Below are 25,322 nucleotides of genomic sequence, written 5' to 3' on the forward strand. Positions count from 1 at the left end.
CCCTGGTCGCATCATTTTGTCTCCCTCCATGCAGCTTATCCGCTGTCACAAAGCACGAGCCCGGCAGCATGCGTTTCAGACCTAGCTTACGGCGTCTATTGTTTTGCCTGCTGCATATAGTCCAGAGTAAACTGGGTCAGCGCCCGCGTGCCCAGCTTGAACGACGATTCGTCGGCCATGAAATAAGGGGAATGGTTACTGGCCGCATTTCTGGGGTCGATGCCTTTTGCTGTTCCGCCCAGAAAAACGAACAATCCGGGTACTTCCATGGCGTAAAATGAGAAGTCTTCGGCCCCCGTCACCTTAGGCATTTCAATCATGCCCTGTGCACCAAACACCTTCTCCAATGTCGGCAACATTTGCTCAGTCAGAGCCGGATCGTTCACGGTTACCGGATAACCCTCGATGATATTCACTTCTGCGGTGTTACCAGAAGCCTGCGCGATGTGCTCCGCAGTGTGGGTAATTTTATCGAAGATCTGTGCCCGGTTGTCCATGTCGAAGTTACGAATGGTCCCTACCATATTCACCTCTTCGGGAATGATGTTATTGCGCACCCCACCGGCGATTTTGCCAAATGACACAATGGCTGGCTCTTTGGTGATATTGATCTGACGGCTGACGATATGATTCACCCCGGAGACAATTTGCGCAGCAGCGGCAATGGGATCGGCACCTGCCCAGGGTGTAGAACCGTGAGTTTGCTCTCCTTTCACACTGATCTCAAAGCGATCGGCACTGGCCATAGTCGGGCCACTGCGATACCCCAGCTGACCGACATTGAGCTTAGAAGTAATGTGCAAACCAAACGCCACTTCCGGCTGATACTTTTTAAAGATCCCCTCTTTAAGCATTAGCTCTGCCCCGCCTTCTTCCCCTTCTGGTGCGCCTTCTTCAGCAGGCTGAAAGACAAACATCACGTTACCTGCCAGCTCATCACGCATTCCCGCCAGCACCTCAGCGGCGCCCATTAGCATGGCGACATGGGTGTCATGCCCACACGCATGCATGATGCCCACATCCACCCCACGATAATTGGTCGTCTTAGTTGATTTAAACGCCAGGTCGTTCTTCTCGGTCACCGGTAGTGCATCCATATCGGCACGCAACATGACGGTGGGCCCGGGCTTCGCACCTTTCAATATCCCTACCACACCGGTATAAGCAATCCCGGTCTCCACTTCCATGCCCAGTGATTTTAGGTGCTTGGCCACCTTAGCTGCGGTCCGCACCTCCCGGTTACCCAGCTCCGGGTTCTGGTGAATATCCCGACGCCACTCAATCACTTTAGGTTCAACCTGTTTCAGCAAACTGGCATGATCCGATGCCAGGGCAGGCATGCTCAATGTGCCCAGAATCGACGCCAGACTCAAACTCAGAATAGATTTGTTCATTTCCCTTCCTTTTATATTTTTTATTAGTCACCAATCAAAATAACAAACAAAACTATTAGGAGAAGAGATTTGCGACAGAGCCTGGATGAGTACGATAAGCTAAACAGGGTCAGCTAGGTTGCAATCGAGTTTTGATGCTTTTGAAGCCGCATTTAGTGCTACCCAGGCGCAGTTGACAGCATTGGGCTGGATACCGCAAAGGCCATTCGGGCAATTTTGACCACACCTTATATGCCTCCTGACAAAAAATTTATAGCTAAATCTTTTGACAATATTTTTATTGTCACTATATTTTAGCTATAAATATTTTGTCAGGAGGCATTATGGCGGGTCAGGTGGTTCGGGGTGATAAATATTTCCCCAGAGAAAAAGATCAAAATAAGCTGTTGCGGCGGCTCAGAGACGGAAGTCACTTGCTGGTCCTTGCCCCGCGGCGTGTCGGTAAAACGTCTATGCTGTTTTACCTGCAAGACAACCCGCCAGATGGCTACGTGTTTCTCTATAATATCGTGCAATCCTGTGCAACCGAGCACGAATACGGCGTTGTTTCCTAAATCATTGAACTAATTTAGCCTTATGTGATCAGATCTCGAAAGCAAACACAGAGGCTGAACTTTGAAAGAAAAGCGTATCACCAACTGGCGCGAATACAACAAAGCCCTTATCGCCAGAGGTAACATCCAACTTTGGTTTTCCGAGGACGCGATTGAACAGTGGAACAACACGCAACATCACGGCGGTAAAGGCCGGGCTAATCATTTCTCTGAACTGGCAATTGAGACCTGCCTGACTTTGCGGGCTGTATTTCGCTTGTCTCTTCGAGCTGCACAGGGTTTTGTTTCGTCACTAATATCAATGATGAAGCTTGATTTGGATACGCCAACTTATAGTTGTTTGTGCAAGCGTAGTGCAGAGCTGGCAGTTCGCTATAGGCCACACTCCAGTGCATCCGGAGGCATTGATATTGTGGTTGATAGCACTGGTTTGAAGGTGTACGGAAATGGTGAGTGGCATGCAAGAAAACATGGTGCAAACAAGCGCCGAACATGGCGAAAGCTACACCTGGCAGTTGATCCAGATACACACCAAATCGTAGGCGCTGAGTTGTCCACAGTGTCTGTAGCTGATTCAGAAGTTTTGGGTGACCTACTCAGACCATTGCGCAGGAAGATCAGCTCAGTTAAAGCAGATGGTGCCTATGATACCAGAGGCTGTTATGCCGAAGTAGCAGCTAAAAAGGCCGAAGCAGTGATCCCACCAAGGAGTAACGCACAGTTGTGGGAGGATGGACATGCTCGCAACAGCGCGGTCATTTTAACAAAGCATATAGGCAGCAGTGAGTGGAAAAAATGTGTGAACTACCATCAACGTTCACTGGCGGAAACGGCAATGTACCGATACAAACAGCTAATGGGTGACAAGCTGGTCAGTCGTGGATTCAATCAGCAACACACTGAAGCGATGATCAAAGTGAAAGTACTCAATAGAATGACTAGGCTAGGTATGCCTGAATATCAGGGAAGCAGTTGAAATCTCGGTGTTACCTAAGTTATCTGGATTTGATCAACAAGGCCCACGAATACTACAAACAGATCATAGATAACCTGTTCCGCTCCGAGTTTACCGACCAACTGAGTAGCCTTTTTAAATGGGGCAAAGATCAAATTGACAAGTTTTGCAGCAGCATTACCGGCGTATCAGTCGGCGCCACGGGTATCGAGTTTGATCATCCGGACCGTCAGCTCACTCACCGAGATCTCAGCACCGCCCTCAATGCACTGACACTGGACAAAAAACTGGTGCTAATCATTGACGAGTTCCCGGATGTTGTTGAGAAAATCTATGATCAGCAAGATCACAAAAGCGCGGAGTCATTTTTATCTGGTTGTCGTGAATTGTGGTCAGAGCAAAGGCTCAACCAACATGTGCAGTTTGTGCTGACGGGTTCAATTGGGCTGGACACGCTGGTGAGCAAAATGGCACTGTCAGATCTCATCAATGTGCTCATCCCGGTGTCTATTGCGCCACTAAGCCAGGCTCAGGGCCGCGAGTTTATCAACACGCTCAACTACCGTGAACAGGAGCCCATCCAGATTGATGCCACAGCGCAGGATTATCTGCTCGACAAGGTTGGTTGGCTGATGCCCTATTACATCGAGATCCTGTGGATGCAGCTGGTTGATGTGTATTTTGATGAAGGACTGGATTCTGTCAGCCCGACAAATATTGACGCCGCTTACAACAAGCTGTTCTCGATACAGTATCAATCTCACTTTAATCACTGGGCAGAACGACTAAACCGTTTTGCGGACAGCGAAAAAGCACTGGCAAGTGACGTTTTAACAGCGATGTGTGAGCATGCCGAGCTGCCGGGATCCCACTTGTTTAACCTCTCGCAGGCGAGCCCGTATCAGCAAATCAATTGCCAATACGTGATCGACTGTCTGATCCACGATGGTTATATTTTTATCAATCAGGCGCAGTGTTATCAGTTCACCTCGCCCATGCTCAAAGAATGGTGGAGGCGCTATGCAACTCGACGACTATAAAGAAGGCGTAAAGCTATACAACGCACAAAATGCATCAGACCAGTTCATTAAAACGCACTTTGTGATCCGCCTGAAAGAATACAAAAAAATCTGGCGTGCCATTGCCAGCACCAACAAAGAGGTGCCCGAACAAAATTACCTGATCCAGGGCGTGCGCGGCGCCGGTAAAACCACCCTGCTGCGACGCCTTGCCATAGAGCTTGCACAAAGTGACGTGCTGAACACCTGGCTACTGCCTGTCACCTTTAAAGAAGAAGAATACGGGATCAGCTCTTTGTTTGCGCTCTGGGAGCGCGTCGCTGAAGAGCTGGAAGAGCATTATCACGACCAGTTTGCCGGGCTGCTGGATGGGCTGGATGCCATTGCGGGCCAGGATCCAGACCCTAAAGCCGCGATTCAGTTGCTGAGTAACCGGCTCAAAAAGCAAGACAAACGGGTTGTGTTATTTATTGATAACCTGGTGGAACTATTCGAAAACTTTAACCGCAAAGAAACAGAAATACTCAGGGAAGTACTTACCACCAATCCTTACTTCAGGCTGATAGGTGGCTCGGCGGTCAGCCTGGAAGCCTTTTACGACCACCAGGCCCCTTTTTACCAGTTCTTTGAAGTGATCAATCTAGCCGGATTAGACAAGCCAGATACCGAGGCGCTGTTGCGGGCACTGGCCAGTCACAGTGGTGAACGTGAAGAACAAAGGTTGCTGGCTATCCTTGAGCAAGAACCGCAGCGCATTGAATCTATACGGCGCTTAACGGGCGGTATTCCGCGCACGCTGGTTATTTTGTTTAATATTCTGATGGAAGGGGCCAACGGCCAGACCTATGCTCTGCTGGAAGAAACCATAGACCGGACCACGCCACTTTATAAACACCGCATGGACGACCTGGCGCCGCAGCAAAAACCCATAGTCAACGCCATCGCACTGCACTGGGATGCCATCTCAGCCAAAGAGATAGCCGAAAAAACTCGTCTGCCCAGTAAAAATATCTCGGCCCAGCTCAGCCAGCTGGAGAAAAACTGGGTCATCGAGAAAATCAAAACCGATGGCAAGAATAACCTGTATCGCATCAAAGAACGCTTTTTTAATATCTGGTACCTGATGCGCTACGGCAGACGCCGGGACAAAAACCGGGTCCTCTGGCTGACGCGCTTTATGGAAGTCTGGTGTGTTGGCGACGAACTAAAGCATCGCAGCCAGTCTTTTCTTGCGCAACTCACAGGCCCGTGCCATCCCCAAGCGACACTGACTTTTGCCAATGCATTGTTATGCAGTGACCAGCTTGAGCACACAGACAAACAACAAATTCTTGAGCAAACCCAGCAGTATCTGAGCGGTGCGGGACATACTGCGCTGAGTAAAGAGCTAATTGATATCACAGATGTAGAAGGTGATAAAAACAAACAGATCCTGATTGAGTGGCTGCGAAGTGACAAACCGGCAGATATGACAGAGGCGGTTAAACATACTGTCAGTGCACTTCCTATGCTGAGCATTTTCCAGATCGCCATGGCCAAGGATAAAGAAAATAAATCAAGTAAACTACTCACACTTGCTGAAACGCTAGAAGAAAGAGACAGTTTTAAAGCCCTCATAGTTAAAGGCTTTGCCTACTTTAGTTCGGGCCAAGATGCTGATGCGAAGATGGTATTTCAGCAAATCACAGACAGAGAGCCTGCAAATGTCGTTGCTGCAATGGGGTTGCACGGCATTTATCAAGATTCAGCTCAATGGGATAAAGCCCTAACGGCTTTGCAAGCCGCAAAATCTAAACTGATAAACAATTTCCCAGGCTACTATCACAGGAGCATAGGTGAAATATACTATCAACTAGGTAAATATGACCTTTCAGAACAACACTTTCTATCCGCTCTGGACGCTGGAGAATCTGTATTGGACAGATTGGGTTTTCTAAACATGTGCAAAACAAACCTTTCACAAGCAATCGACTATTTTAAACAATACCTGAGCAATAATGAGGATAGTGTTGTTTATTCAATGCTGGCACTGTGCTACTACTTCCAGGCAGATCCAATAAACAAATCTACGGCTTTGCAATACGCCAGGCAGGGAATGGAAAACAACCCATCGCTAAATTCCACTGCCGTACTCATTCGAGTTATGCTGTGGAATAACCACTTTCAAGACGCAACCCAAACCATGGACGCATTACTCAGTCAGAATGACGGGCTTAACAGCTCAGATCACCCCCTGCATACAGATCTCATAGTTCCATTCCTAGCCAAAGGCCAGACGAACCTGGTCGAGCGCTGGTTTGAACAATATGAACTGAAAGAACGTTTTAAGCCCACCTACTATGCCCTGATGACCTTAATGCAGGATAAATACCCGAATGAAGTATTAAAAATGGGCGACGAACTTAAAGAAACCGTTGATGAAGTGCTCAACGAAATAGAAGATTGGTCGGTAAAATATGCTTAGGCGCAGATATCAAGAAAGTGAGTAACCTTGTGCCACGCACTTTCTGTTCGCTCAGGGCCTTTTCCAGTATGGTTGAATGGCTCTGGCGGGGCGAAGTCAATTTGACAACCGCCATACCGCCCCACACCTCCGTCATACCGGCCCTGAGCCGGTATCTACTCACAGACCAAAAGCGGGCCACCTGAATCTTTGTAGTCAAACACAAGGCTCAAATATGCGTGTTCTGTAAGCAGAAGCGCTTACAACTTAAACAACGGCTTACCCTTACCCCGATACAGCCCAACAGGCGTCAGGCTGGTTGTCCCTTCTGTTACACTAAGTTGATAGTAATTCTGGGTGCATTCAAAAGAAAAAGCATGATTGGCTCTGGCGATGAGTTTGCGCTTTTCACCTTGCCCTTTTTGCCCGTACAGAATCCCCTTCTCAAACGTCACTTTCAGGGACTGCTGCCCGGCTGACTGATACTCGCCAACTAAGGCTTTGGCAAAACGGCTCAGCTCTGTATCTGGCAAGGGCTTTGGTGTTATGTTCAGGTACTGCGCGACCATATCCAGCAGTGCAGGGCCCGGATGCAGGGTATCCCGATTACTCAGGCCTAACGCGTATAAGTCGGCTTCTGGAAAGTACACCGTCATGGCTAAAAACCCGGGGACTCCCCCCTCATGAAAATAACTTGGCAGCCCGGCCAGCGGCCGCAGGTAAAAGCCATAGCCATAAGTGGCTGGGGTACCATCATTCAGGATAGCACTGGTTACCATAGCGCGATATGAAGCTGGTTTGACGACTTTTCCGCCTTTTAAACCATGATGCCAGCGGCTCATATCGGCCAGGGTTGTTTCTATGCCGCCGGCAGAATAAATCCAGCTGCGATCAACATGAAATGGAGCAACTGGTGTCCTTTTACTGTCAACTGAGCTATAGCCTTTTACTTCATCGCCTCCTGTACCTTTGGTGAGCACCTGGGAGTTTTTCATTCCCAGTGGCGTAAAGATATGCTGTTGCAGATAGTCTTTGTAGCTTAACCCGGATACCTGCTCAATGACCTTGCCAAGTAACAGATATCCAGTATTGGAATAGGTGTGCCCTTCTCCTGAAGGATAAATCATCGGAGCTTGTACAATCTGAGAAAGGATCTGATCCAGAGTGCGGTAATGTGCCATTTTGGCGCCGATCTCAGGGCCTTCATTATAGTTCGGTAAACCGGCAGTATGTGAAAGCACCCGATCCAGGGTTAATTTACCATAGTCGGTACTCAATGAGGGTATGAACTTACCGAGCGGATCCTGAAGCGAGAGTTTGTTGCGCTCTGCCAGCTGCAAAATAGCCGCCGCCGTAAATTGTTTGGTGATAGAGCCAATCTGAAACACCTGCTCAGTATTCAGTGGCCGTTTACGCTTGATATCAGCAAGGCCGTTTGCACCGCTGTATAGCAGCTTGTTGCCTTGCTCAATACGCACGGCGATCCCAGGTTGATCAGGTTGTGTATAGCACGCCAAAGTGGCATCAAAATCATTTTTATCTGCATGTACACTACAGCTTATTGCCAATCCAATAATGCCAGCATGATACGGCTTAATTCCCATGACGAAGTCCTTGTTATAATTATTTTTATAGGTCCACCCACGCTAACATACTGGCCCGACACCCACAATGCTGCGTAGTTTTTAACCGGGTCATATAATGTGGGTGTCTCGAAGATGAAAACGGCCCTGCAGGTGTTGTTGCTCACAGGAACGCAGTGAGACTTCTAAAGTGAATTCTGCCCTTAACCTGTTCAACGAAAACAACATACAGGACGACTCAGTCCATGGCAATAGCTCGCAGCGCCTTTCAAAATTCAACCGTTCAACCTTGACTTATAGATAAATAGCCGATAGAAATGTTAACGAAGGTACAAAAATAGACTTTTAACACTAAAAATACTGCAAAGGAAATATTGCTATGAAATTAAAAAAGGTGAAACTCAAAAACCTCAGCCCGGCAGCACATAGTCTGCACAATGCCAACACTCCTCATATCGCCGGTGGTGCCGGTGGCTGGTCTAATCTTAACCGCTGCTATACTGATGTGGGTGATATTTGTAAGTTTCCCAAAACGGTGAAACGCTGTATGCCGATGGAGTCAGATAATTCCAGATGTCCAGAATGTGATGATATGATGTAAAAAGTCACAAAATAATACGAACAACAGACACGAAAAACCCGGCCAATTTAAGCCGGGTTTTTAGTTCATTCAGAAGTAACGATTACTTCTTCTTCACTGCCTTTTTGTTAGGCAAGTCAGTGATTGAACCTTCAAAAATCTCAGCCGCCAGGCCGATTGACTCGTTCAGCGTTGGGTGAGCGTGGATAGTCAGTGCTACGTCTTCTGCGTCAGCACCCATCTCAACTGCCAGGCCGATCTCGCCCAGCATTTCACCAGCGTTGATACCAACCATTGCACCACCGATCACGCGACCAGTCTCTTTGTCGAAGATCATCTTAGTCTGACCTTCAGTACGTGCAGAAGCAATCGCACGACCAGATGCAGCCCACGGGAATACCGCAGTTTCGATGCTCAGGCCTTGTTCTTTCGCTTCTTTCTCAGTCACACCAACCCATGCGATTTCTGGATCTGTGTACGCGATTGAAGGAATGCACTTAGGATCGAAGTAGTGTTTCTTACCAGAGATCACTTCTGCAGCAACGTGTGCTTCGTGAACTGCTTTGTGCGCAAGCATAGGCTGACCTACGATGTCACCAATCGCGTAGATGTGGTTTACGTTCGTCTTCATTTGCTTGTCAGTGTTAATGAAGCCACGCTCGTCAACCGCAACACCGGCTTTGTCTGCGTCAAGCAGTTTACCGTTAGGCGTACGACCAACAGCAACCAATACTTTGTCGTAACGTACCTGGCCTTCTGGTGCTTGCTTGCCTTCAAACGATACATAGATACCGTCTTCTTTCGCTTCAACTGCAACAACCTTAGTAGACAGCATCACGTTGAACTTGTCTTTCACGTACTTCTGGTAGATCTTGATAACGTCTTTGTCAGCTGCAGGTACCAGCTGGTCTGCAAACTCAACGACGTCGATTTGCGAGCCCAGTGCACGGTATACTGTGCCCATCTCAAGACCGATGATACCACCACCCAGAACAAGTAACTTTTCTGGTACGTCTTTCAGCTCAAGTGCGCCAGTTGAATCAATGATACGCTCATCTTGTGGGATGAAAGGCAGGTTTACAGGCTGAGAGCCCGCAGCGATGATGGCGTTGTCGAAGTTTACAGTGGTTGTGCCGTCAGCACCTTCAACTGCGATAGAGTTAGAGCCAGTGAATTTACCGTAACCACTAACCACTTTAACTTTACGCATTTTCGCCATGCCAGACAGACCGCCTGTCAGCTGACCAATTACAGACTCTTTCCAGCTACGGATTTTGTCCAGGTCGATTTGAGGAGCACCGAAAGTCACACCGTGTGAAGCCATTTCCGCCGCGTCGTCGATTACCTTAGCCACGTGTAAAAGTGCTTTTGAAGGAATACAACCTACGTTCAAGCACACACCACCCAGGGTATCGCGAGATTCGATCAATGTAACTTCTAAACCTAGGTCTGCTGCACGGAATGCTGCAGAGTAACCACCAGGACCACCGCCTAGTACAACAACTTGAGTTTTGATTTCGTTGCTCATGTTATTACCTTAACTATTATTCGAACGGGACTCTACTCGAGTGAGTATCCGCACCCAATTGTGCCTGATCATCGGCAAGCGCTGCCACCAACAACCAGAGAGAGTTTTTTGTTGCGCGAAAGTGTATCATTCGCACCCACAGATGTCCCGCCCAAATATCAGACAGGACAGTAAAAATATGACAAAACCGCACAACCTGGGGTCATGCGGTTTTGCTTTGGCTTACATTACCAGCTGACGAATGTCGCTCAGGTAATTGGCCAGGGTCACAGTAAAGCGGGCTGCCAGCGCACCGTCAATAACACGGTGGTCGTATGAACAGCTTAGCGGCACCATCAGGCGCGGCTCAAACTCTTTACCATTCCACTTCGGCTTCATCTCAGACTTAGACACACCTAAGATTGCCACTTCTGGCGCATTCACGATTGGCGTAAACGCCGTACCGCCGATACCACCCAGGCTTGAGATAGTGAAACACCCACCCTGCATGTCAGCAGCCGTCAGCTTACCTTCACGGGCCTTCTTAGAGACGTCCATCAGCTCGCGAGACAGCTCGATGATGCCTTTTTTGTTGACGTCTTTGAAGACAGGCACAACCAGGCCATTTGGCGTATCGACCGCCACACCGATGTTCACATACTTTTTCAGGATCAGGCTTTCACCATCTTCTGACAGTGACGAGTTAAAGGTTGGAAACTCTTCCAACGCTTTCGCTGCGGCTTTCATCACGAATACCAACGGGGTGATCTTCACGCCCATTTTCTTCTTCTCAGCCAGCACATTCTGCTCTTTACGGAATGCTTCCAGCGTCGTGATATCAGCTTCATCGAACTGCGTCACGTGCGGGATTTGAACCCAGTTACGGTGCAGGTTAGCGCCTGAGATCTTCTGAATACGAGACAGTTTCTTCTCTTCGACTTCACCAAACTTGCTGAAGTCGACTTTAGGCCAAGGGATAAGGCCCAGCTCACCGCCACCTGAGTTGCCGCCTTTGCTGATTTCGCCAGACTCAACCTTACGAACCAGTTCTTTCACATAGTTCTGAACGTCTTCTTTCAGAACACGGTTCTTACGACCTGTGCCTTTAACGCGTGCCAGGTTAACACCAAACTCGCGTGCCAGACGACGTACGACAGGCGATGCATGCGCATAATCATCATTGGCCACAAATTCGTCTTTCGCTGCACTTGGTGCAGGCGCTGCAGCTGGTGCAGCTTTCGCCGCAGGAGCCGGTGCTGCTGCAGGCGCTGGTGCTGCCGGTGCTGGTGCCGCTGCCGAAACCGTTTCAAAAACAAAGATCAGCGAGCCAGTAGAGACTTTATCGCCCGCTGCAACTTTGATCTCTTTGACCGTACCGGCAAATGGCGCTGGTACTTCCATTGAGGCTTTATCGCCTTCAACGGTGATCAGCGACTGCTCTTCTTCAATGCTGTCGCCCACTGCCACCATGATTTCAGTGACTTCAACTTCATCGCCACCGATATCCGGTACCTGTACTTCCTGCAAAGAAGGCGTCGCTTCAACAGGAGCTACCGCTGGTGCGGTTTCAGCTGCCACGGGGGCTGCTGCACCCGCTGTTTCAAATACAAAAACTAAGCTGCCTGTTGCAACTTTGCCGCCAATTTCAACTTTGATTTCTTTGACTGTGCCAGCAAATGGGGCTGGTACTTCCATTGACGCCTTGTCGCCTTCAACGGTGATCAAAGACTGCTCAGCTTCAACACTGTCGCCAACCGCAACCAGGATTTCAGTGACTTCAACTTCGTCGCCACCAATGTCTGGTACGTGAACTTCTTTCACTTCAGCAGTTGCCGGTGCAGGCGCCGCAGCAGCCGGAGCTACTGCTGGTGCTGGTGCCGCTTCAGCAGCAGGCGCATCGCCCGCTGCTTCAAAAACCATAATCAATGAGCCAGTCGATACTTTATCGCCTTCGCTGATTTTGATTTCTTTAACCGTACCCGCTTGCGCAGCAGGCACTTCCATTGACGCTTTGTCGCCTTCAACGGTGATCAGCGACTGCTCTTCTTCTACCGTGTCGCCAACGCTCACCAAAATCTCGGTTACTTCAACCTCATCGGCGCCAATATCTGGTACATGAATTTCGATTGCCATCACTTAGCCTCTTATGCGTAAAGTGGGTTGGTTTTGGTTGTGTCGATATCAAATTTCTTGATAGCGTCTGTTACTACTGATTTCTCAACTTTGCCTTGTTTGACCAGCTCGCTCAGTGCAGCAACGACCACATAGCCTGCATTCACTTCAAAGTGACGACGCAGGTTTTCACGGCTGTCTGAACGACCGTAACCGTCGGTGCCCAGCACTTTGTATGATTCGCTTGGCATGAAAGCACGTACCTGATCGGCATAGCTCTTCATGTAGTCAGTGGCCGCAATTGCTGGTGCGTCGCTCAATACCGTTGCGATATAAGGTACTTTTTGCTCTGCATCTGGGTTCAGCATGTTGAAACGCTCAGCGTCCTGACCGTCACGTGCCAGCTCGTTGAATGACGTCACAGAGAATACGTCTGAAGCAATGCCGTAATCGTCGCTCAGGATCTGTGCGGCTTTACGTACTTCGTTCAGGATGGTACCTGAACCCATCAGCTGTACCTGCGCTTTATCGCCTGCATAGCTTTCCAGCTTGTAGATACCTTTACGGATACCGTCTTCAGCACCTTCAGGCATTGCAGGCTGATGGTAGTTTTCGTTCATCAGTGTCAGGTAGTAGAAGATGTTTTCCTGCTCCGGGCCGTACATACGACGGATACCGTCTTGCAGAATAACAGCAACTTCAAATGCAAATGTCGGGTCGTAAGAAATACAGTTAGGGATAGTACCTGCCTGAATGTGCGAGTGACCATCTTCGTGCTGCAGACCTTCACCGTTGAGCGTTGTACGACCTGCAGTCGCACCTAACAGGAAACCACGTGCCTGTTGGTCACCCGCCATCCACGCCATGTCGCCAACACGTTGGAAACCGAACATAGAGTAGTAGATGTAGAACGGGATCATTGGCAGGTCATTGGTGCTGTAAGACGTTGCAGCAGCCACCCATGAAGACATTGCACCCAGCTCGTTGATACCTTCTTGCAGTACCTGACCAGACGTGGCTTCTTTGTAGTAAGAAACGATGTCGCGATCCTGAGGTGTGTAGTTCTGACCGTGCGGGTTGTAAATACCAATCTGACGGAACAGGCCTTCCATACCGAAAGTACGCGCTTCGTCGGCAATAATAGGCACGATGTTTTTGCCTACGCCTTTGTCTTTCAGCAGAATATTCAACGCACGGACATAGGCCATGGTGGTTGAGATATCACGCTTTTGCTCTTCAAGCAGCGGCTTGAATGCATCCAGCTCTGGCAGCGTCAGTGCTTCTGTGAAGTTAGGCAAACGCTGTGGCGTGTAACCATGCAGTGATTTACGACGTGCGTGCAGGTATTCGTACTCTGCAGACCCTGCTTCCAGTGTCAGGTAAGGCAAGTCTTTGATTTGCTCGTCAGATACCAGATCTTCCAGGCCCAGACGAGAACGCAGGTGCTCAACGTGCGTCATGTCCATTTTCTTCACCTGGTGGGCGATGTTTTTACCTTCCGCCGCTTCACCCATGCCGTAACCTTTTACAGTCTTGGCCAGGATCACCGTCGGACGACCTTTGGTGTCTTGTGCCGCTTTGAATGCAGCAAACAGTTTAGAAGGCTCATGACCACCGCGCTTCAGCGCGAAGATCTCTTCGTCTGTCATATCAGCAACCAGTGCCGCAGTCTCCGGATAACGACCGAAGAAGTGCTCACGTACATACGCCCCATCTTTAGCTTTATACGTCTGGTAGTCACCATCGATGGTTTCGTTCATCAGCTGTAGTAGCTTACCTGTAGTGTCTTTTGCCAGTAGCTTGTCCCAGCCTGAACCCCATACCACTTTGATGACGTTCCAGCCAGCACCTTTGAACAGACCTTCCAGTTCCTGGATGATTTTACCATTACCCATTACCGGGCCATCCAGGCGCTGTAGGTTACAGTTGATCAGGTAACACAGGTTATCCAGCTTCTCACGGGCCGCGAAAGAGATCGCACCACGAGATTCCGGCTCATCCATTTCACCGTCGCCCAGGAAGGCGTAAACACGCTGCTCGGCAGTGTCTTTCAGACCACGACCATCAAGGTATTTCAGGAAACGAGCCTGATAAATAGACGCGATTGGACCCAGACCCATAGATACGGTCGGGAATTGCCAGAATTCAGGCATCAGTTTAGGGTGCGGGTAAGAAGACAGACCTTTACCGTCTACTTCCTGACGGAAGTTGTCCAGCTGCTCAGCGCTCAGACGACCTTCAACGAATGCACGGGCATAGATACCTGGTGAAATGTGACCCTGATAGTAAACCAGGTCGCCACCGTCTTTTTCATTTGGCGCACGGAAGAAATGGTTGAAACACATTTCATAAAATGCAGCTGACGACTGGTACGACGCCATATGCCCGCCCAGCTCCAGATCTTTCTTGGAAGCGCGCAGTACGATCATGATCGCATTCCAGCGGATGATAGAGCGAATACGACGCTCCAGATTCACATCCCCCGGATAGGCAGGTTCCTGATCTGCCGGGATAGTGTTGACATAGTTGGTCGTAATGCCAGTTGGCATATCAACGCCATCCAGACGCGCCTGCTCAAGTACCTGCTCAAGCAGGAATTGCGCGCGCTCTACGCCTTCTTCTTTTACAACCGACTCAAGCGCCTGCAACCACTCTTGGGTTTCTAGCGCGTCTACGTCAAATTTATTGACTTCAGACATATGGAGTGTTCCTTATGTTTAAAATACGAATTTATTCTATAGCGTTAGCTTATGGCTCTGTTTATCTATTACTGCGCTTTAGTGCGACGCAAACTGCGCTCAATACGCGACCGCTCTCGTCCTGCTTCCAGCAACGCCTCTTCGATAAAGGCTAAGTGTGCGTTACTGGCCAGTCGTGCCTGCTCAGGCTTACCTTCGATCACCGCGTTTTTTAACACTTCGCGATGATGAGCAAGCTGTTCACTGGCATCTGGCTTTTGCACCAGCACGGTTAAGTTCTGCAATACATTTTGTTCCAGTAAAGATTGCATACCACGCATCAGATGCAGCAACACCACGTTGTGTGATGCTTCTGCTACGGTAAAATGGAAAGTGTTGATGGCTCTGGCTTTTTGCACCAGATCATCACCAACACTGGCAATGTCATCAAAGCTCTGTTCCACTTTATCGAGATCGGTTTGTGTGCCACGCATGGCTGCATAATAAGCTGCAATGCCCTCCAGGGCATGACGAAACTCCAGTAAATCAAATTGTGACTCGGGATGTTTACTGATCAACTCAAATAAGGGATCAGTCAGACCTTCCTCAAGCTGATTTTTCACATAAGTACCGCCACCCTGACGTCGGGTAACCAGCCCTTTTGCTTCAAGCTTTTGAATTGCCTCGCGCAGTGATGGCCGCGACACTTCAAATTGCTTGGCCAGCTCACGCTCCGGCGGCAGCTTTTCACCTGGCATCAACGACCCTTCGAGGATCATGTTTTCCAGTTGTTCCAGAATCACATCTGATAGTTTCGCTGCTTTTATCTTTAAAGACATTGATTAAACGCCGAGTTTATTGGTGAAACCCCAAGCCAGCTGTACTTGCTCTGCCCGTCAAAACTCAGGCAAGGCGCTGATCCAGCTCACTCTTTACTTAAACAGATCCGGTAAGCCCAACCCTAAAGGTAAATTGGTCATACCAAATTTGTGCACTACGTTATCAAAATCAAGCGCAACTGTCAAAATTCGGCGCTTTGCGGCTAAAAGTAATACAGAAAAGCCCTCGCAAAGTGTCTAAACTTTATACAAGTTAGATGATTTAAAAAAGGAAAATAAAATGGTCAGACCAGATAGAAAAACCAATCATGGGGTTACGTCAAACTTACCCGGGTGACAAACGTGTAAGGCTATGCAAGTAAAGGAAGACGCTATCAGGTTATGAACAGGATCAGCGTGAGGAAGGCGTAAACTATCAGAACGCCAGAAGGATGAGGCACTGGCAAGCTGACATTTTCAGCAGCCAGTGCGTTATTTGGCTAAGCACTAATGCTCAAAACGGACACTCTGGGATAACCGGATGTGCTCGGATAATAACGGATCCAGGTTTTTTTCCCGGACAGAGCCGCAGCCAGTGCAATAGCAACCCATGCATCCGTCTTCGCATCACCTACTTTACCCAGTTCAAGCCAGTTATCATGGGACTCAATACGGATCAAAGCAAGGCCGCCCGAGTTAACATATACTTTGGTCACTTTTGGGTAGGTATCTACGTAGCTATTGGCCTGTGCTTTAAAACCAGTCACAGATAAGAAGAGAAGTGCGAGTACTAAAACTATATTTTTCATTATTAGATTTCCTTGTTTGTTACAGTGTGCACCACGTTATTATGTGCACCGCGACTATACTGAACCGTGCCTGTTAAATCAACAAAAATAAATTAAACCACTTACATATCAAAAACTTGAGCTTTTAGGTTGTATAAATCGTTATCTCTAATAACTGGCACAAAGCAATACCTGTATAGCGCTGTGTGTGATAGAGTCCGTCCCGAAGCTAATAACAAAGGAAATACAATGAAAAAGCTATTAACAGCAGCATGTACGCTACTTCTTTCTGGTCAGGTGTATGCAGGTGCGCAAACCAGTCTCGGCGAGATTCAAACTATCTATGTAAATAACAGCTGGACTATGGTTCACGGCAGCAACATTACGGGAAACCCGGATGGCTGCTCAAATCCAGAGTACTATGCAATCGTCCCTTCTCACCCTAACTACAGCGCTATGCACGCAACCTTACTGGCTGCTAAATTTGCGGGAAAGAAGGTCCGTTTTTGGGTAAGCGGTTGCTCAGGTCAAAATAACAGACACCCGAGAATTCACAGTATCTGGGTATATTAAGCCCAAGCTGATGGGGGTTTTACACCCCATCACTGTCGCCCAGATTGATATAGAGTCTCAGTGCGTCCTTATGTTGAATGCCGTCTTCAATTATCGGCTCAGCGTAATGACGCACAAAATGGTCCTTAACCACACTACCCACTCTAAACCCTAAACGCTGATAGTAGGTTAACTGATAACCAAATGCCCCCGTACTCAGCTCTACCCGAATAGCCTGTTTCTCAACAAGCCCTGCCAGCACATATTTCAGCAATTTAGTCCCAATCCCTTGCTGCTGGAATGCTGGAAGCACAGACACATTAAAAATCTCAACACACGGTACGTTTTTTGATCCAACTACGCAGGCCGCCACAATTTGACTCTCTGCTTTGACAACATAGCACCAAGCATCCCGCATATACTGACGAATGTTATGCTCCGAGGGATCCGCTTCAAGTAACAAAGCCTGGGGGACTTGTGAGGTACTGATTTCTGTACAGAGCAATGTAACTTCCTTATTTAATGAGTCGGCACATGGTACTCCTTTGTAACGGTAACAGACAACGGATGCAATTGTGATGATTACTTCCTGTACATTTACTTCATATACCAAAATGAACCTTTTTCAGGTAAAAAACGATACACAACAAAATGGATATGAGCTAATGTAAAACATCAAAACAAAAAATTAACAACAAGGTAAAGGAATAACATGAAAACCTCGTTTTTCACACTCACCATGCTCACCCTGGCCAGTACCAGTCAGGCCGCTGAGTTGACCCAATCTGACTTTAACCGCTATCTGGATTTTAACTGGGGCGAGTGCCCGACGCAGTTTCAATCCGCAGATGGCAAAAACACCTGTACGCTGGCCGACGTGCCTCTCAACTGGCAGGCACCCGACGATAAAAAAATCTCTGTGCTGGTCTCTAAATACCCGGCTAAATCAGGCACCAGCAAGGGGCAGATATGGCTGTTACAAGGCGGACCTGGTGGCTCAGGCAGCTTTTTTGCAAAACAACTGGGCACCACCTTGGCACCTTTTACCGAGCACTATGATTTATACGTGCTGGAACATCGCGGCGTTGGCTGGTCTACTCATCTGGCCTGCAGCAATCCGCTTGACGCCGATTATGCTCAGTATGCCCAAACCTGTTTTGATGATCTCCATCAGCAATGGGGAGACGGCCTGTTTGAGTTTAATACCACAGCAGCGGCGCGGGACCTGGATTATGTGATCGGCAAAAGTAAGGTGCGAGACTGGCAACCCAGTTATGTGTATGGTGTCTCTTACGGCACGCTGTGGGCACAAAGATTCAGCCAGGTTGCCCCAACCGGTGCTCAGGCCATTATCCTCGACTCAGTGCTGCCACCAGCCGAATTTGGTAATGACCTGTGGGATGAAAACTTTAACGCGACACTGGACGATTTGTTAGCTTACTGCCAGCTTGATACGGGGTGTCAGTCGCGGTTAAATTTCAGCTCACTGTCGCAGCTAAGACTGCGCCTGAATGACATTTTTACCACTCAGAGCTGCCCGGGACTGGACTTTGACCGCCAGGCACTGCAAATGCTCTCGATCCTCGGCTTGTCACGCTCGGTAGAACAAATACTGATCCCCACCCTACATCGCCTTAATCGTTGCAACAGCGACGACGTAATGGCACTGAATAACCTGCATAATTTTGTCTTTAAAGGCCTGGGCAAGCAGATCATGCAACTCCCGGCAAAAGACCCGCTCGGTTTTTCACAGGTAGTCTCAAAGCTCATTACAAACAACGAAATTAATCATGTGCAACGTGATTTGCAAAGTAAGCTGGCTTATTGTCAGGACGCTATTGCCTGTTACCCGGATTTTATGAACTACCGGATACACCTGGACAAACAGGTTTGGGGTAATCGCTACACTGACCCCTATGTGTATCAACCCATGCACCATTACATGCCCACACTCGCACTCAATGGCGATTTAGACCCGCAAACACCACATACTTATATGTCGCTCATCCAAAACGCGTTTACTAACATTAATCAGCGTTATGTTGAGCTTCCACAAACCCATCATGGGGTACTTTTTGTCAGCCAGACCCATGACGCCAGTACCAGCACCTGTGGCGCAGAGATCATGAAGAATTTTATTGAAGATATCTGGAGCCAACCGGATACCGGCTGTATCGCGAATTTGCAGGGCCTCAACTTTACCGCTTCCGCAATGGCAAGCCATGTACTGTTCGGTACTCCAGATGCCTTTGACGGTCAGCCTGAGATCATGTCAGAGGCAAACATCATGCAGTTAAAGCAATCTGATCCAGCCGCATTTGTGCAGGCCTACGCCACCTTTATGCCGCTGATAGATTTCTGATAAATTTATTTGCTATTAACGCCATGACTGAAACCGTACTATCCGGTTTCAGTCATGGGCTCGCAGGGTACATCAAAATCAACGTGATAGTGCTCATCATGACGAACCCAGGACGGTTTTTTAGAAAACTGCATATGGGTTTTCAGATATTCCCCATACTGTGTACTGAACAAGTTTAGCTGTAATTTAGGATCAAAAATAACCCGCCACAGATCGTGGCCACGACGCTTAGCCTCTTTGTGCAAAGCGACAATATGCGCCGCCATCGCTTCATAACCTATCTCCAGACCGTCAAACTGATCATGCTCATCAAACTCAATAAGATAACCAAACTTATTGAATGGATGCGTGGGTAAGTGCACTGACTGATCTGCTTCATCGATGACGGGTGTCATAAAATCCACGGATAAACCATTGCTGTGGGTTTTGTGTGGCCTGAATTGCCCACCGTCGGCAAAACCTGTCTCAGCGTACTTATAGACTTTATCTGGGTGTATTGTTTCCAGCATCTGATAAGAAGCTGTCACAATTTCATACACCTCTGAATGCACATAGGTACGCCCGGCCAGACGCGCAAGCGTGCTATAACCGACAAAGTTATTGCCAGCCCTAGGCAGTTCGATCCCATCAGCCAGCGAGCCATGTGCCGTTGTCCCATAACAAGTACTGGTACGGGCATACGCAGGAGGTAAAAGTGAGGCGACGAGATATAAATAGCTTAGTTTCATTTCCATAACTTAGTGATGTCCACCTGAACCCACACTGATGGACGAGCAGCACAGGCTGCTCAGCTCTCTTAGTCTGAACCTTATTTACCAAACTACAGCAAACACTGAAGTACAAAAGCATAAATTAGCGCTCTTTATCCTGTCGATTCATACAAGCTAATTTGATAATAAATTAGGAACAAACAGATTGAGTACCAGTCTAAATTATGTTTTTATGACAACGGATAACCCAATAATATAATAAGGAAAATTATATGAAATTAACTAAAATAGCCGTGTCTGTTTTATCCCTAAGTGTACTGTCATCAGCCTATGCAAACTCGCATGATTTAACCCCGGCAGGTAAGGTAGAACGCTTCGCAGCACCGGATATCCTGACACATCCAGTTCAAAAAGCGCCCCTTCACCAGCTCAAGACTAACCCCTTAGCTCAAGCCCAGACAGTAAATACGACAGCAATTACCCCGGTCTGCCCAACATTGAGCACGGGTAACTTGTATACGTTAAGTGGTTTTAAAGCCGGCGATACCGATTGTTATCACTTTGAAATCACCGAACGAAGCAAAACAACCGCGCTTTTGGTTGGGCAAACAGGTGCATCCAATATCAATCTGAGTGTGCTGCGTCATAATGATGACAACACCTACAGCGCCGTAGGTACCAGTGCAAACCCAGGCATAGATGATGAAGTGATTGTCGCCTTAACGGAACCCGGACACTATTACTGGTTCTTTGAAGCAGTTGAGTCTGATGGTTCTGCTTTTAACTTTGGTGCCGCCGTAGCAACACAACTGGACAGCTACGAGTTCAATGATACGGTGACCACAGCCACTCAACTATCAACCGGACAAAACGTCATTACAGCCAATATGGACAGCCTGAATGACATTGACTTGTACCAGTTTACCGCGGTTAATGGTCAGGACTTAATCCTCAACTTTACCGATAATAAATCGGATGAGTTTATTTTCGAAATCTACAACAACGGTTGGGTACCTTTACCTGCCAATGAGTTAATTCCTATCTCTGATCTGCAACCTAATCAGGTGCTCACCATGCGCGTGAAGGCCAATGATGCATTGCCGGTCAACCCAAGCAATCAGTACACCCTGTCAGTTCAGTCTTTTGTTGCCTCGATCAGTGATCACAACGTGACTGGCGAAGCCGGTGTTACCCGGATCCCACATTCAGCAATTCGCTACCTGACAACTCAGGCTTACCGCAAGCTCAACTGGTCACTCACCATCAATGACTCGACGGGGGCCCCAATCAAAAATGCCACTGCGACATTGCGGATACAAAAAAGGTTGAATGATCCCAGCTCTGAGCGCGATTACACCGTGGTAACGGATGAAAACGGCAGAATCACACATAGCACGGACTTAGGGCCATGTTCTCCTAGTGTGGAAGACGTCATACATACCGAGTACAGCTTTGGATACAAAAACACCTGGCGCTCTGACATTGAAATCGGTGCCTGGCGTGTCCTAGTCCCAACTAACTTTGATAGTAATGGGGACCAAAAAATAGACGAGATTGGTATTGGCGGCGCGAACCATACTTGGGTGACTCTGGGCCACTTGTGTGATCAGACTCTGGTTTCCAGCGTTAAATCCTAGTTTAGCCAAGTTTAGGTTTGCTCTGTCAGGCAGATCCAAACCTTCAACGCATAACCCTGTCGGGGTTATGCGTTATTACCAGTCACTCTTTATTCACCAAAAAAGCGACTTCCGCTTTGCTCTTAAGCTGCTCCCCCATATTATCAACAAAATCTAGCAGGCTGAGCTTTTCACCAAAATTAGGCATCTGCCCCCTTTTGCTCCCTCTTTCTTCCATCAGGGATTTCATATCAATAATATCGGCAAAATTTTCGTTACTCACATCGTACTTGCCCCATCCCTTACTGGAAGGGATCCCGGGCCCCCGCTCCATCTCTGTATACTTCAGGAAAGCATCTTTAACTTCGTTGGCATATTTGACCAGTGCGTCGTTGCTATTGAGCTTTTCTTCTAACGTCGCTATTTCATCCTCACTCAAATTACCACTCACTTTCAGCAGCCCTTGCTCGTCTACTGAAAACCCCCAGTTTTTCTTTGCTAACTGTGGGTCGGTCTGTTCAAGCATGCCCATAACTTCATCATAGTGCTCAGCCATTTTGTCAGCTGCATGAAACATATCACCACCAAGATAAAGCTGAGACTCGGCATCAAGCGTTCTCTTGATGGTTTCTTCAGCCGTTTCAACAATCGTTCGCCCTTCCCCAATTACCATAGGACGACTGTAAGTGGGGGTTTGATCTTGCTCGCCGGAACGATGATAAATATCGGGTTCCAATGTACTCGTTGCAGCATCTTTGGGGGGGGATTTCGGGGCTGTTGGCCCATTATGCTGCAGCGGTGACTGTGCCAATGCACTTGTATCCACTTTCATAAAAATATCCTTTTAATACATGTGTTTTTTCTTTATCGGTCAGACAGCATAAAAGTTGAGCACGAATTAATCCACCCACCTTTGCATCTGTAGGATCTGATTGTTAACGAGACAAAAGCTTAAGTGCAAGTCTTTTACGTGCAACTCCAGGTAACAAGATGACTGATTAGGTGCAGATTTGTTTAGGCGCATTCTGCGAGTTGCTTCAAAATGGGGCAAACCTCTTCACCCCATATTCGCCGCGCCTATCGCATCCAGAGTAATGCAAAGGTTTCGTTATTCGGCTCTACGCGAGAAATACAGGACGTTGAACCCAGCCTGTCTGAGTTATAACTGCCACGAGCAACCCAACAGTGAGTGGTACCATACAAGTCAATCTGCCAACCCACCTGGTAACTGCTACGATACACATCATCATCCCAGGCCAGATAGTCCGGATTCACACAGCCAATTTTAGCCGTACTGGCATCATCATAATCAGTGCGGCAGCCAGGGATATCTCTCAGTTCCTTCATGTAATCTCCTCGATCTAGGAAGCCCCATGAATATCGGATCAGCTCCAGCTCTTGCGTTGTCAGGTTGTCGGCAAAAGCATTCTTACTGTTATTGCAGCCTGTGCCTACTGGGCAGGCAATTTGTTCACGGGCATCCGCAAACCGGGCTAAATCGCCCTGATACAACCACAGCTTGGTCGGTGCCAGATGGTTTGTTTCGGGGACTGTGCCGTAATCTGAGATCCGCGCCTTGCCGCCCGGCTCAGTATTTGGGTAACTGCCAACCAGTGTCCAACCACCCCCATTGGTTGTCATATCACAGTACACAGAGAGCGGTTCGTCATTATCGTCGACAATCTGATACACGCCATCGCCGATACTTGCACCGGCATCCAAAATTTGTTGACAGGTTCTGAATGCTTCATCAGCCGCATTCGCCATGCCCCAGTCCCCCGCGCGTCCATCGTCACTGTGCCAGCTGCCCTGATAGTGTCCTGATGCACCGCGGTGGCCAGAGAAATACTGACTCTGACCTGATACTAGATCGCTCACTTCAAAACGAATACTGGTGCCATTCGTGCTAGTGGAGCCAGACAGAATTTTGTTCTCTGTCGTAGCGATAAAGTGTTTGCTAAACCCCTGCATCGTAAAATCAAAGGTCAGCTCATTGAGCAGTACACCATTGTGATGGTTATCCATATTGAGTAAGTAGGTGCCTTCGAATTGTGTCGGTGACTGGTTAGCAAAAACGCTGCCGCTAAGTACGGCGAGTGATAGTAAAGTCCGATAAGAGCTCATAGTTAAATCCTTAACTTATAAAGAAAATGTACTTTAAAGTCATTTGTTTCACTATTCAATACGACTAGATGATGATAAATACCCTATTCCTGTGACGATAATTTAGACTCCTCCAACCTCCTGCTTCTCCATTATGTTTTCATAATTATGTATTAAGGTTCGGTGTAATTATCATGCTCGGGCATTGATTCATACTCTCTCAGGCGACACCAGCCCAAACCAGTTTCCAGCCATTTCAGCGCAACAGCTGGGCGCCACCTCGTTCAGAGCTGACTATGGCGTAAAATACGCGTATGTCAGCGGCATGTATCGGGGCATTTCCTCGGCAAAACTGGTTATCGCCATGGCACAAGCCGGCTTGCTGGGCTCAGGTGGCTTGTCTGTCGACGCTGTTGACCAAGTGCAGGGGGGAGTTTCTCTGATGAGAAATAGTAAGGGAGGTTAATCACCTCTCCTTACAGAACGTTGCATTATTTAATTTAATAACGCTACTATTGTATGATTTTTGTCATCTGTCTGATTCATTGCGTCAGTTAGGGTACCCACTGACATACCACTTGTCTTTGCAGATCAGGAAGCGTCCCCGTATAACCGAATGTACAGACATAATCAGAATTACCGAAAAACTTTCGGAATGAGTTGTCCAATGCAAAAAGTCTTTCGTGTTGCTGCCTTGTATTTACTTCCGCACTGTATTTTACCTTAACCTTGTTCGGTGGAATGACCAGGATGTCCACGTCTTCATCGGTGATACATCCGTGTTCTTTCACCTCACACACCGTCCAGGGGATCTCTCGACCACCAGATTTTTTATAGGCCTGGACAAGCATCTTAGGAATTGTCGATGTACCATTTTTTTTCATAAGATGCTCTGAGAGCGCTCTTACAGCCTGAGTGCCAAATTCCTGCGCGGCACTGTTTAACATGGTCCCTACAGGTCCCTTTTCCTGTTGTGGTGCTTCTGAACGCTGTCGACGATAGTTTCTGCTGGGTGCTTCAACAGCCCGCTGCGATGCGGATGCTGAGCTGACATCGCTTTCAGCTGGCTCCACACCGTGTGGAACACAGCCATTGCGCGGGTCCATACAAGGGTCATAGGGCACATAGCGGTAAGTGTAGAGTTTATCGTTCAGAACACTGTCGACGAAGGCTTCCATTATATCGCTGGTATGTGCGTATGTTGTACAATATCCGTTGTTCGAATAGCAAAAAGTTTCAAAGGAGATACTGTCAAGCTCACCGTTAACGTATGATGGGCTCAGCCTGATTTCCTCACCCTGTCTCGTTTTGAAGTATAACCCCTCGCTGGATAAAGCATTGAGAGAGTTTAAAAGTAGTACGAGCGTCATGCCCACATAAAAAATAAATTTCATAACATTTTCCTTAATTGAAATCGATGTAAATCGAAGCTCAAAAGATAACAAAAGGTAAACAAAGGATCAAACAGCAAAATAAATCATTTACATTTTGTCAAGCTAGTACACCCTGCTGCCACTCCTCCAACCTCCTGCTTCTCCATTATGTTTT

21 protein-coding genes are annotated in these 25,322 nt (G+C 48.0%); 9 read left to right on the forward strand and 12 right to left on the reverse strand.

Going from position 1 to position 25,322, the window contains the following annotated elements; all coding sequences use genetic code 11:
• Positions 1-95: 95 nt before the first annotated feature.
• The gene (locus tag AT705_RS08440; protein WP_420492118.1) at positions 96-1,340 is read right to left on the reverse strand and encodes an amidohydrolase; all 1,245 of its coding nucleotides are present in this window, start codon (positions 1,338-1,340) and stop codon (positions 96-98) included.
• A 377-nt stretch (positions 1,341-1,717) separates the two neighbouring features.
• On the opposite strand from AT705_RS08440, the gene AT705_RS08445 reads away from it, so the two are divergent.
• The 4 genes from AT705_RS08445 (at position 1,718) to AT705_RS08460 (ending at position 6,386) form a co-directional block, all read left to right on the forward strand.
• Positions 1,718-1,948: a hypothetical protein gene (locus tag AT705_RS08445; protein ID WP_058796258.1), complete on the forward strand. Its 231-nt coding sequence runs from the start codon at positions 1,718-1,720 to the stop codon at positions 1,946-1,948.
• Between the two features lie 61 nt (positions 1,949-2,009).
• Positions 2,010-2,924 carry an IS5 family transposase gene (locus tag AT705_RS08450; protein ID WP_058795072.1) on the forward strand — a complete coding sequence of 305 codons (915 nt, stop codon included), beginning with the start codon at positions 2,010-2,012 and terminating at the stop codon, positions 2,922-2,924.
• On the forward strand, positions 2,921-3,943 hold the full coding sequence (locus AT705_RS08455) for a hypothetical protein (RefSeq protein WP_058796259.1): 1,023 nt from the start codon (positions 2,921-2,923) through the stop codon (positions 3,941-3,943). The genes AT705_RS08450 and AT705_RS08455 overlap by 4 nt, the downstream gene beginning before the upstream one ends.
• Positions 3,924-6,386 (forward strand): AAA family ATPase, encoded by a 2,463-nt coding sequence (locus AT705_RS08460; protein ID WP_058796260.1) that lies wholly within the window; start codon positions 3,924-3,926, stop codon positions 6,384-6,386. The genes AT705_RS08455 and AT705_RS08460 overlap by 20 nt, the downstream gene beginning before the upstream one ends.
• 239 nt (positions 6,387-6,625) lie before the next feature.
• Here the strand turns inward: AT705_RS08460 and AT705_RS08465 are convergent, their stop codons facing one another.
• Positions 6,626-7,969, reverse strand: a complete 1,344-nt coding sequence (locus AT705_RS08465) for a serine hydrolase domain-containing protein (RefSeq protein ID WP_058796261.1) — start codon at positions 7,967-7,969, stop codon at positions 6,626-6,628.
• Between the two features lie 358 nt (positions 7,970-8,327).
• On the opposite strand from AT705_RS08465, the gene AT705_RS08470 reads away from it, so the two are divergent.
• Entirely contained in the window at positions 8,328-8,549 is a 222-nt protein-coding gene (locus AT705_RS08470) for a hypothetical protein (protein ID WP_058796262.1), read from the forward strand.
• 82 nt (positions 8,550-8,631) lie between these two features.
• Here AT705_RS08470 and lpdA read toward each other — a convergent pair whose 3' ends face one another.
• The 5 genes from lpdA to AT705_RS08495 form a co-directional block, all read right to left on the reverse strand.
• Positions 8,632-10,056: a dihydrolipoyl dehydrogenase gene (gene lpdA, locus AT705_RS08475; RefSeq protein ID WP_010384093.1), complete on the reverse strand. Its 1,425-nt coding sequence runs from the start codon at positions 10,054-10,056 to the stop codon at positions 8,632-8,634.
• A 222-nt stretch (positions 10,057-10,278) separates the two neighbouring features.
• Positions 10,279-12,168 carry a pyruvate dehydrogenase complex dihydrolipoyllysine-residue acetyltransferase gene (gene aceF, locus AT705_RS08480; protein ID WP_058796263.1) on the reverse strand — a complete coding sequence of 630 codons (1,890 nt, stop codon included), beginning with the start codon at positions 12,166-12,168 and terminating at the stop codon, positions 10,279-10,281.
• An 11-nt stretch (positions 12,169-12,179) separates the two neighbouring features.
• On the reverse strand, positions 12,180-14,846 hold the full coding sequence (aceE, locus tag AT705_RS08485) for a pyruvate dehydrogenase (acetyl-transferring), homodimeric type (RefSeq protein ID WP_058796264.1): 2,667 nt from the start codon (positions 14,844-14,846) through the stop codon (positions 12,180-12,182).
• A gap of 68 nt (positions 14,847-14,914) precedes the next feature.
• Positions 14,915-15,664 (reverse strand): pyruvate dehydrogenase complex transcriptional repressor PdhR, encoded by a 750-nt coding sequence (gene pdhR / locus AT705_RS08490; RefSeq protein WP_010384087.1) that lies wholly within the window; start codon positions 15,662-15,664, stop codon positions 14,915-14,917.
• Positions 15,665-16,143: 479 nt separating this feature from the next.
• Positions 16,144-16,452: a hypothetical protein gene (locus AT705_RS08495; protein WP_058796265.1), complete on the reverse strand. Its 309-nt coding sequence runs from the start codon at positions 16,450-16,452 to the stop codon at positions 16,144-16,146.
• A 228-nt stretch (positions 16,453-16,680) separates the two neighbouring features.
• On the opposite strand from AT705_RS08495, the gene AT705_RS08500 reads away from it, so the two are divergent.
• A complete protein-coding gene (locus AT705_RS08500) occupies positions 16,681-17,004 on the forward strand; it encodes a hypothetical protein (RefSeq protein ID WP_058796266.1) in 324 nt (107 codons plus the stop codon).
• 19 nt (positions 17,005-17,023) lie between these two features.
• Here AT705_RS08500 and AT705_RS08505 read toward each other — a convergent pair whose 3' ends face one another.
• On the reverse strand, positions 17,024-17,488 hold the full coding sequence (locus AT705_RS08505; protein WP_058796267.1) for a GNAT family N-acetyltransferase: 465 nt from the start codon (positions 17,486-17,488) through the stop codon (positions 17,024-17,026).
• Positions 17,489-17,695: 207 nt separating this feature from the next.
• Between AT705_RS08505 and AT705_RS08510 the strand changes: the two genes are divergently transcribed.
• Entirely contained in the window at positions 17,696-19,345 is a 1,650-nt protein-coding gene (locus AT705_RS08510; protein ID WP_058796268.1) for an alpha/beta fold hydrolase, read from the forward strand.
• 38 nt (positions 19,346-19,383) lie between these two features.
• On the opposite strand, the gene AT705_RS08515 is transcribed toward AT705_RS08510, so the two are convergent.
• Positions 19,384-20,079 (reverse strand): penicillin-insensitive murein endopeptidase, encoded by a 696-nt coding sequence (locus AT705_RS08515; RefSeq protein WP_335339066.1) that lies wholly within the window; start codon positions 20,077-20,079, stop codon positions 19,384-19,386.
• Positions 20,080-20,327: 248 nt separating this feature from the next.
• On the opposite strand from AT705_RS08515, the gene AT705_RS08520 reads away from it, so the two are divergent.
• Complete coding sequence (locus AT705_RS08520) at positions 20,328-21,692, forward strand: hypothetical protein (RefSeq protein ID WP_058796269.1); 1,365 nt, start codon at positions 20,328-20,330, stop codon at positions 21,690-21,692.
• 82 nt (positions 21,693-21,774) lie between these two features.
• Here AT705_RS08520 and AT705_RS08525 read toward each other — a convergent pair whose 3' ends face one another.
• Together AT705_RS08525 and AT705_RS08530 are read right to left on the reverse strand one after the other, a co-directional pair.
• Positions 21,775-22,503 carry a hypothetical protein gene (locus AT705_RS08525; protein WP_058796270.1) on the reverse strand — a complete coding sequence of 243 codons (729 nt, stop codon included), beginning with the start codon at positions 22,501-22,503 and terminating at the stop codon, positions 21,775-21,777.
• A 245-nt stretch (positions 22,504-22,748) separates the two neighbouring features.
• Positions 22,749-23,795, reverse strand: a complete 1,047-nt coding sequence (locus AT705_RS08530) for a fibrinogen-like YCDxxxxGGGW domain-containing protein (RefSeq protein ID WP_058796271.1) — start codon at positions 23,793-23,795, stop codon at positions 22,749-22,751.
• Between the two features lie 184 nt (positions 23,796-23,979).
• Here AT705_RS08530 and AT705_RS08535 point away from each other — a divergent pair, with 184 nt between their 5' ends.
• Positions 23,980-24,240 carry a hypothetical protein gene (locus AT705_RS08535; protein ID WP_058796272.1) on the forward strand — a complete coding sequence of 87 codons (261 nt, stop codon included), beginning with the start codon at positions 23,980-23,982 and terminating at the stop codon, positions 24,238-24,240.
• Between the two features lie 88 nt (positions 24,241-24,328).
• On the opposite strand, the gene AT705_RS08540 is transcribed toward AT705_RS08535, so the two are convergent.
• Positions 24,329-25,168, reverse strand: a complete 840-nt coding sequence (locus tag AT705_RS08540; RefSeq protein ID WP_058796273.1) for a hypothetical protein — start codon at positions 25,166-25,168, stop codon at positions 24,329-24,331.
• Between the last annotated feature and the right edge of the window lie 154 nt (positions 25,169-25,322).

Source organism: Pseudoalteromonas rubra (assembly GCF_001482385.1).
Lineage (GTDB): Bacteria > Pseudomonadota > Gammaproteobacteria > Enterobacterales > Alteromonadaceae > Pseudoalteromonas > Pseudoalteromonas ardens.

Bases quoted from the DNA above. Each gene is read 5' to 3' on its own strand.
- AT705_RS08440 (WP_420492118.1), bottom strand. From the start codon at position 1,340: ATGCCTGCCCTGGCATCGGATCATGCCAGTTTGCTGAAACAGGTTGAA.
- AT705_RS08445 (WP_058796258.1), top strand. From the start codon at position 1,718: ATGGCGGGTCAGGTGGTTCGGGGTGATAAATATTTCCCCAGAGAAAAA.
- AT705_RS08460 (WP_058796260.1), top strand. From the start codon at position 3,924: ATGCAACTCGACGACTATAAAGAAGGCGTAAAGCTATACAACGCACAA.
- AT705_RS08465 (WP_058796261.1), bottom strand. From the start codon at position 7,969: ATGGGAATTAAGCCGTATCATGCTGGCATTATTGGATTGGCAATAAGC.
- AT705_RS08470 (WP_058796262.1), top strand. From the start codon at position 8,328: ATGAAATTAAAAAAGGTGAAACTCAAAAACCTCAGCCCGGCAGCACAT.
- lpdA (WP_010384093.1), bottom strand. From the start codon at position 10,056: ATGAGCAACGAAATCAAAACTCAAGTTGTTGTACTAGGCGGTGGTCCT.
- aceF (WP_058796263.1), bottom strand. From the start codon at position 12,168: ATGGCAATCGAAATTCATGTACCAGATATTGGCGCCGATGAGGTTGAA.
- aceE (WP_058796264.1), bottom strand. From the start codon at position 14,846: ATGTCTGAAGTCAATAAATTTGACGTAGACGCGCTAGAAACCCAAGAG.
- pdhR (WP_010384087.1), bottom strand. From the start codon at position 15,664: ATGTCTTTAAAGATAAAAGCAGCGAAACTATCAGATGTGATTCTGGAA.
- AT705_RS08495 (WP_058796265.1), bottom strand. From the start codon at position 16,452: ATGAAAAATATAGTTTTAGTACTCGCACTTCTCTTCTTATCTGTGACT.
- AT705_RS08500 (WP_058796266.1), top strand. From the start codon at position 16,681: ATGAAAAAGCTATTAACAGCAGCATGTACGCTACTTCTTTCTGGTCAG.
- AT705_RS08510 (WP_058796268.1), top strand. From the start codon at position 17,696: ATGAAAACCTCGTTTTTCACACTCACCATGCTCACCCTGGCCAGTACC.
- AT705_RS08515 (WP_335339066.1), bottom strand. From the start codon at position 20,079: ATGGAAATGAAACTAAGCTATTTATATCTCGTCGCCTCACTTTTACCT.
- AT705_RS08520 (WP_058796269.1), top strand. From the start codon at position 20,328: ATGAAATTAACTAAAATAGCCGTGTCTGTTTTATCCCTAAGTGTACTG.
- AT705_RS08525 (WP_058796270.1), bottom strand. From the start codon at position 22,503: ATGAAAGTGGATACAAGTGCATTGGCACAGTCACCGCTGCAGCATAAT.
- AT705_RS08530 (WP_058796271.1), bottom strand. From the start codon at position 23,795: ATGAGCTCTTATCGGACTTTACTATCACTCGCCGTACTTAGCGGCAGC.
- AT705_RS08540 (WP_058796273.1), bottom strand. From the start codon at position 25,168: ATGAAATTTATTTTTTATGTGGGCATGACGCTCGTACTACTTTTAAAC.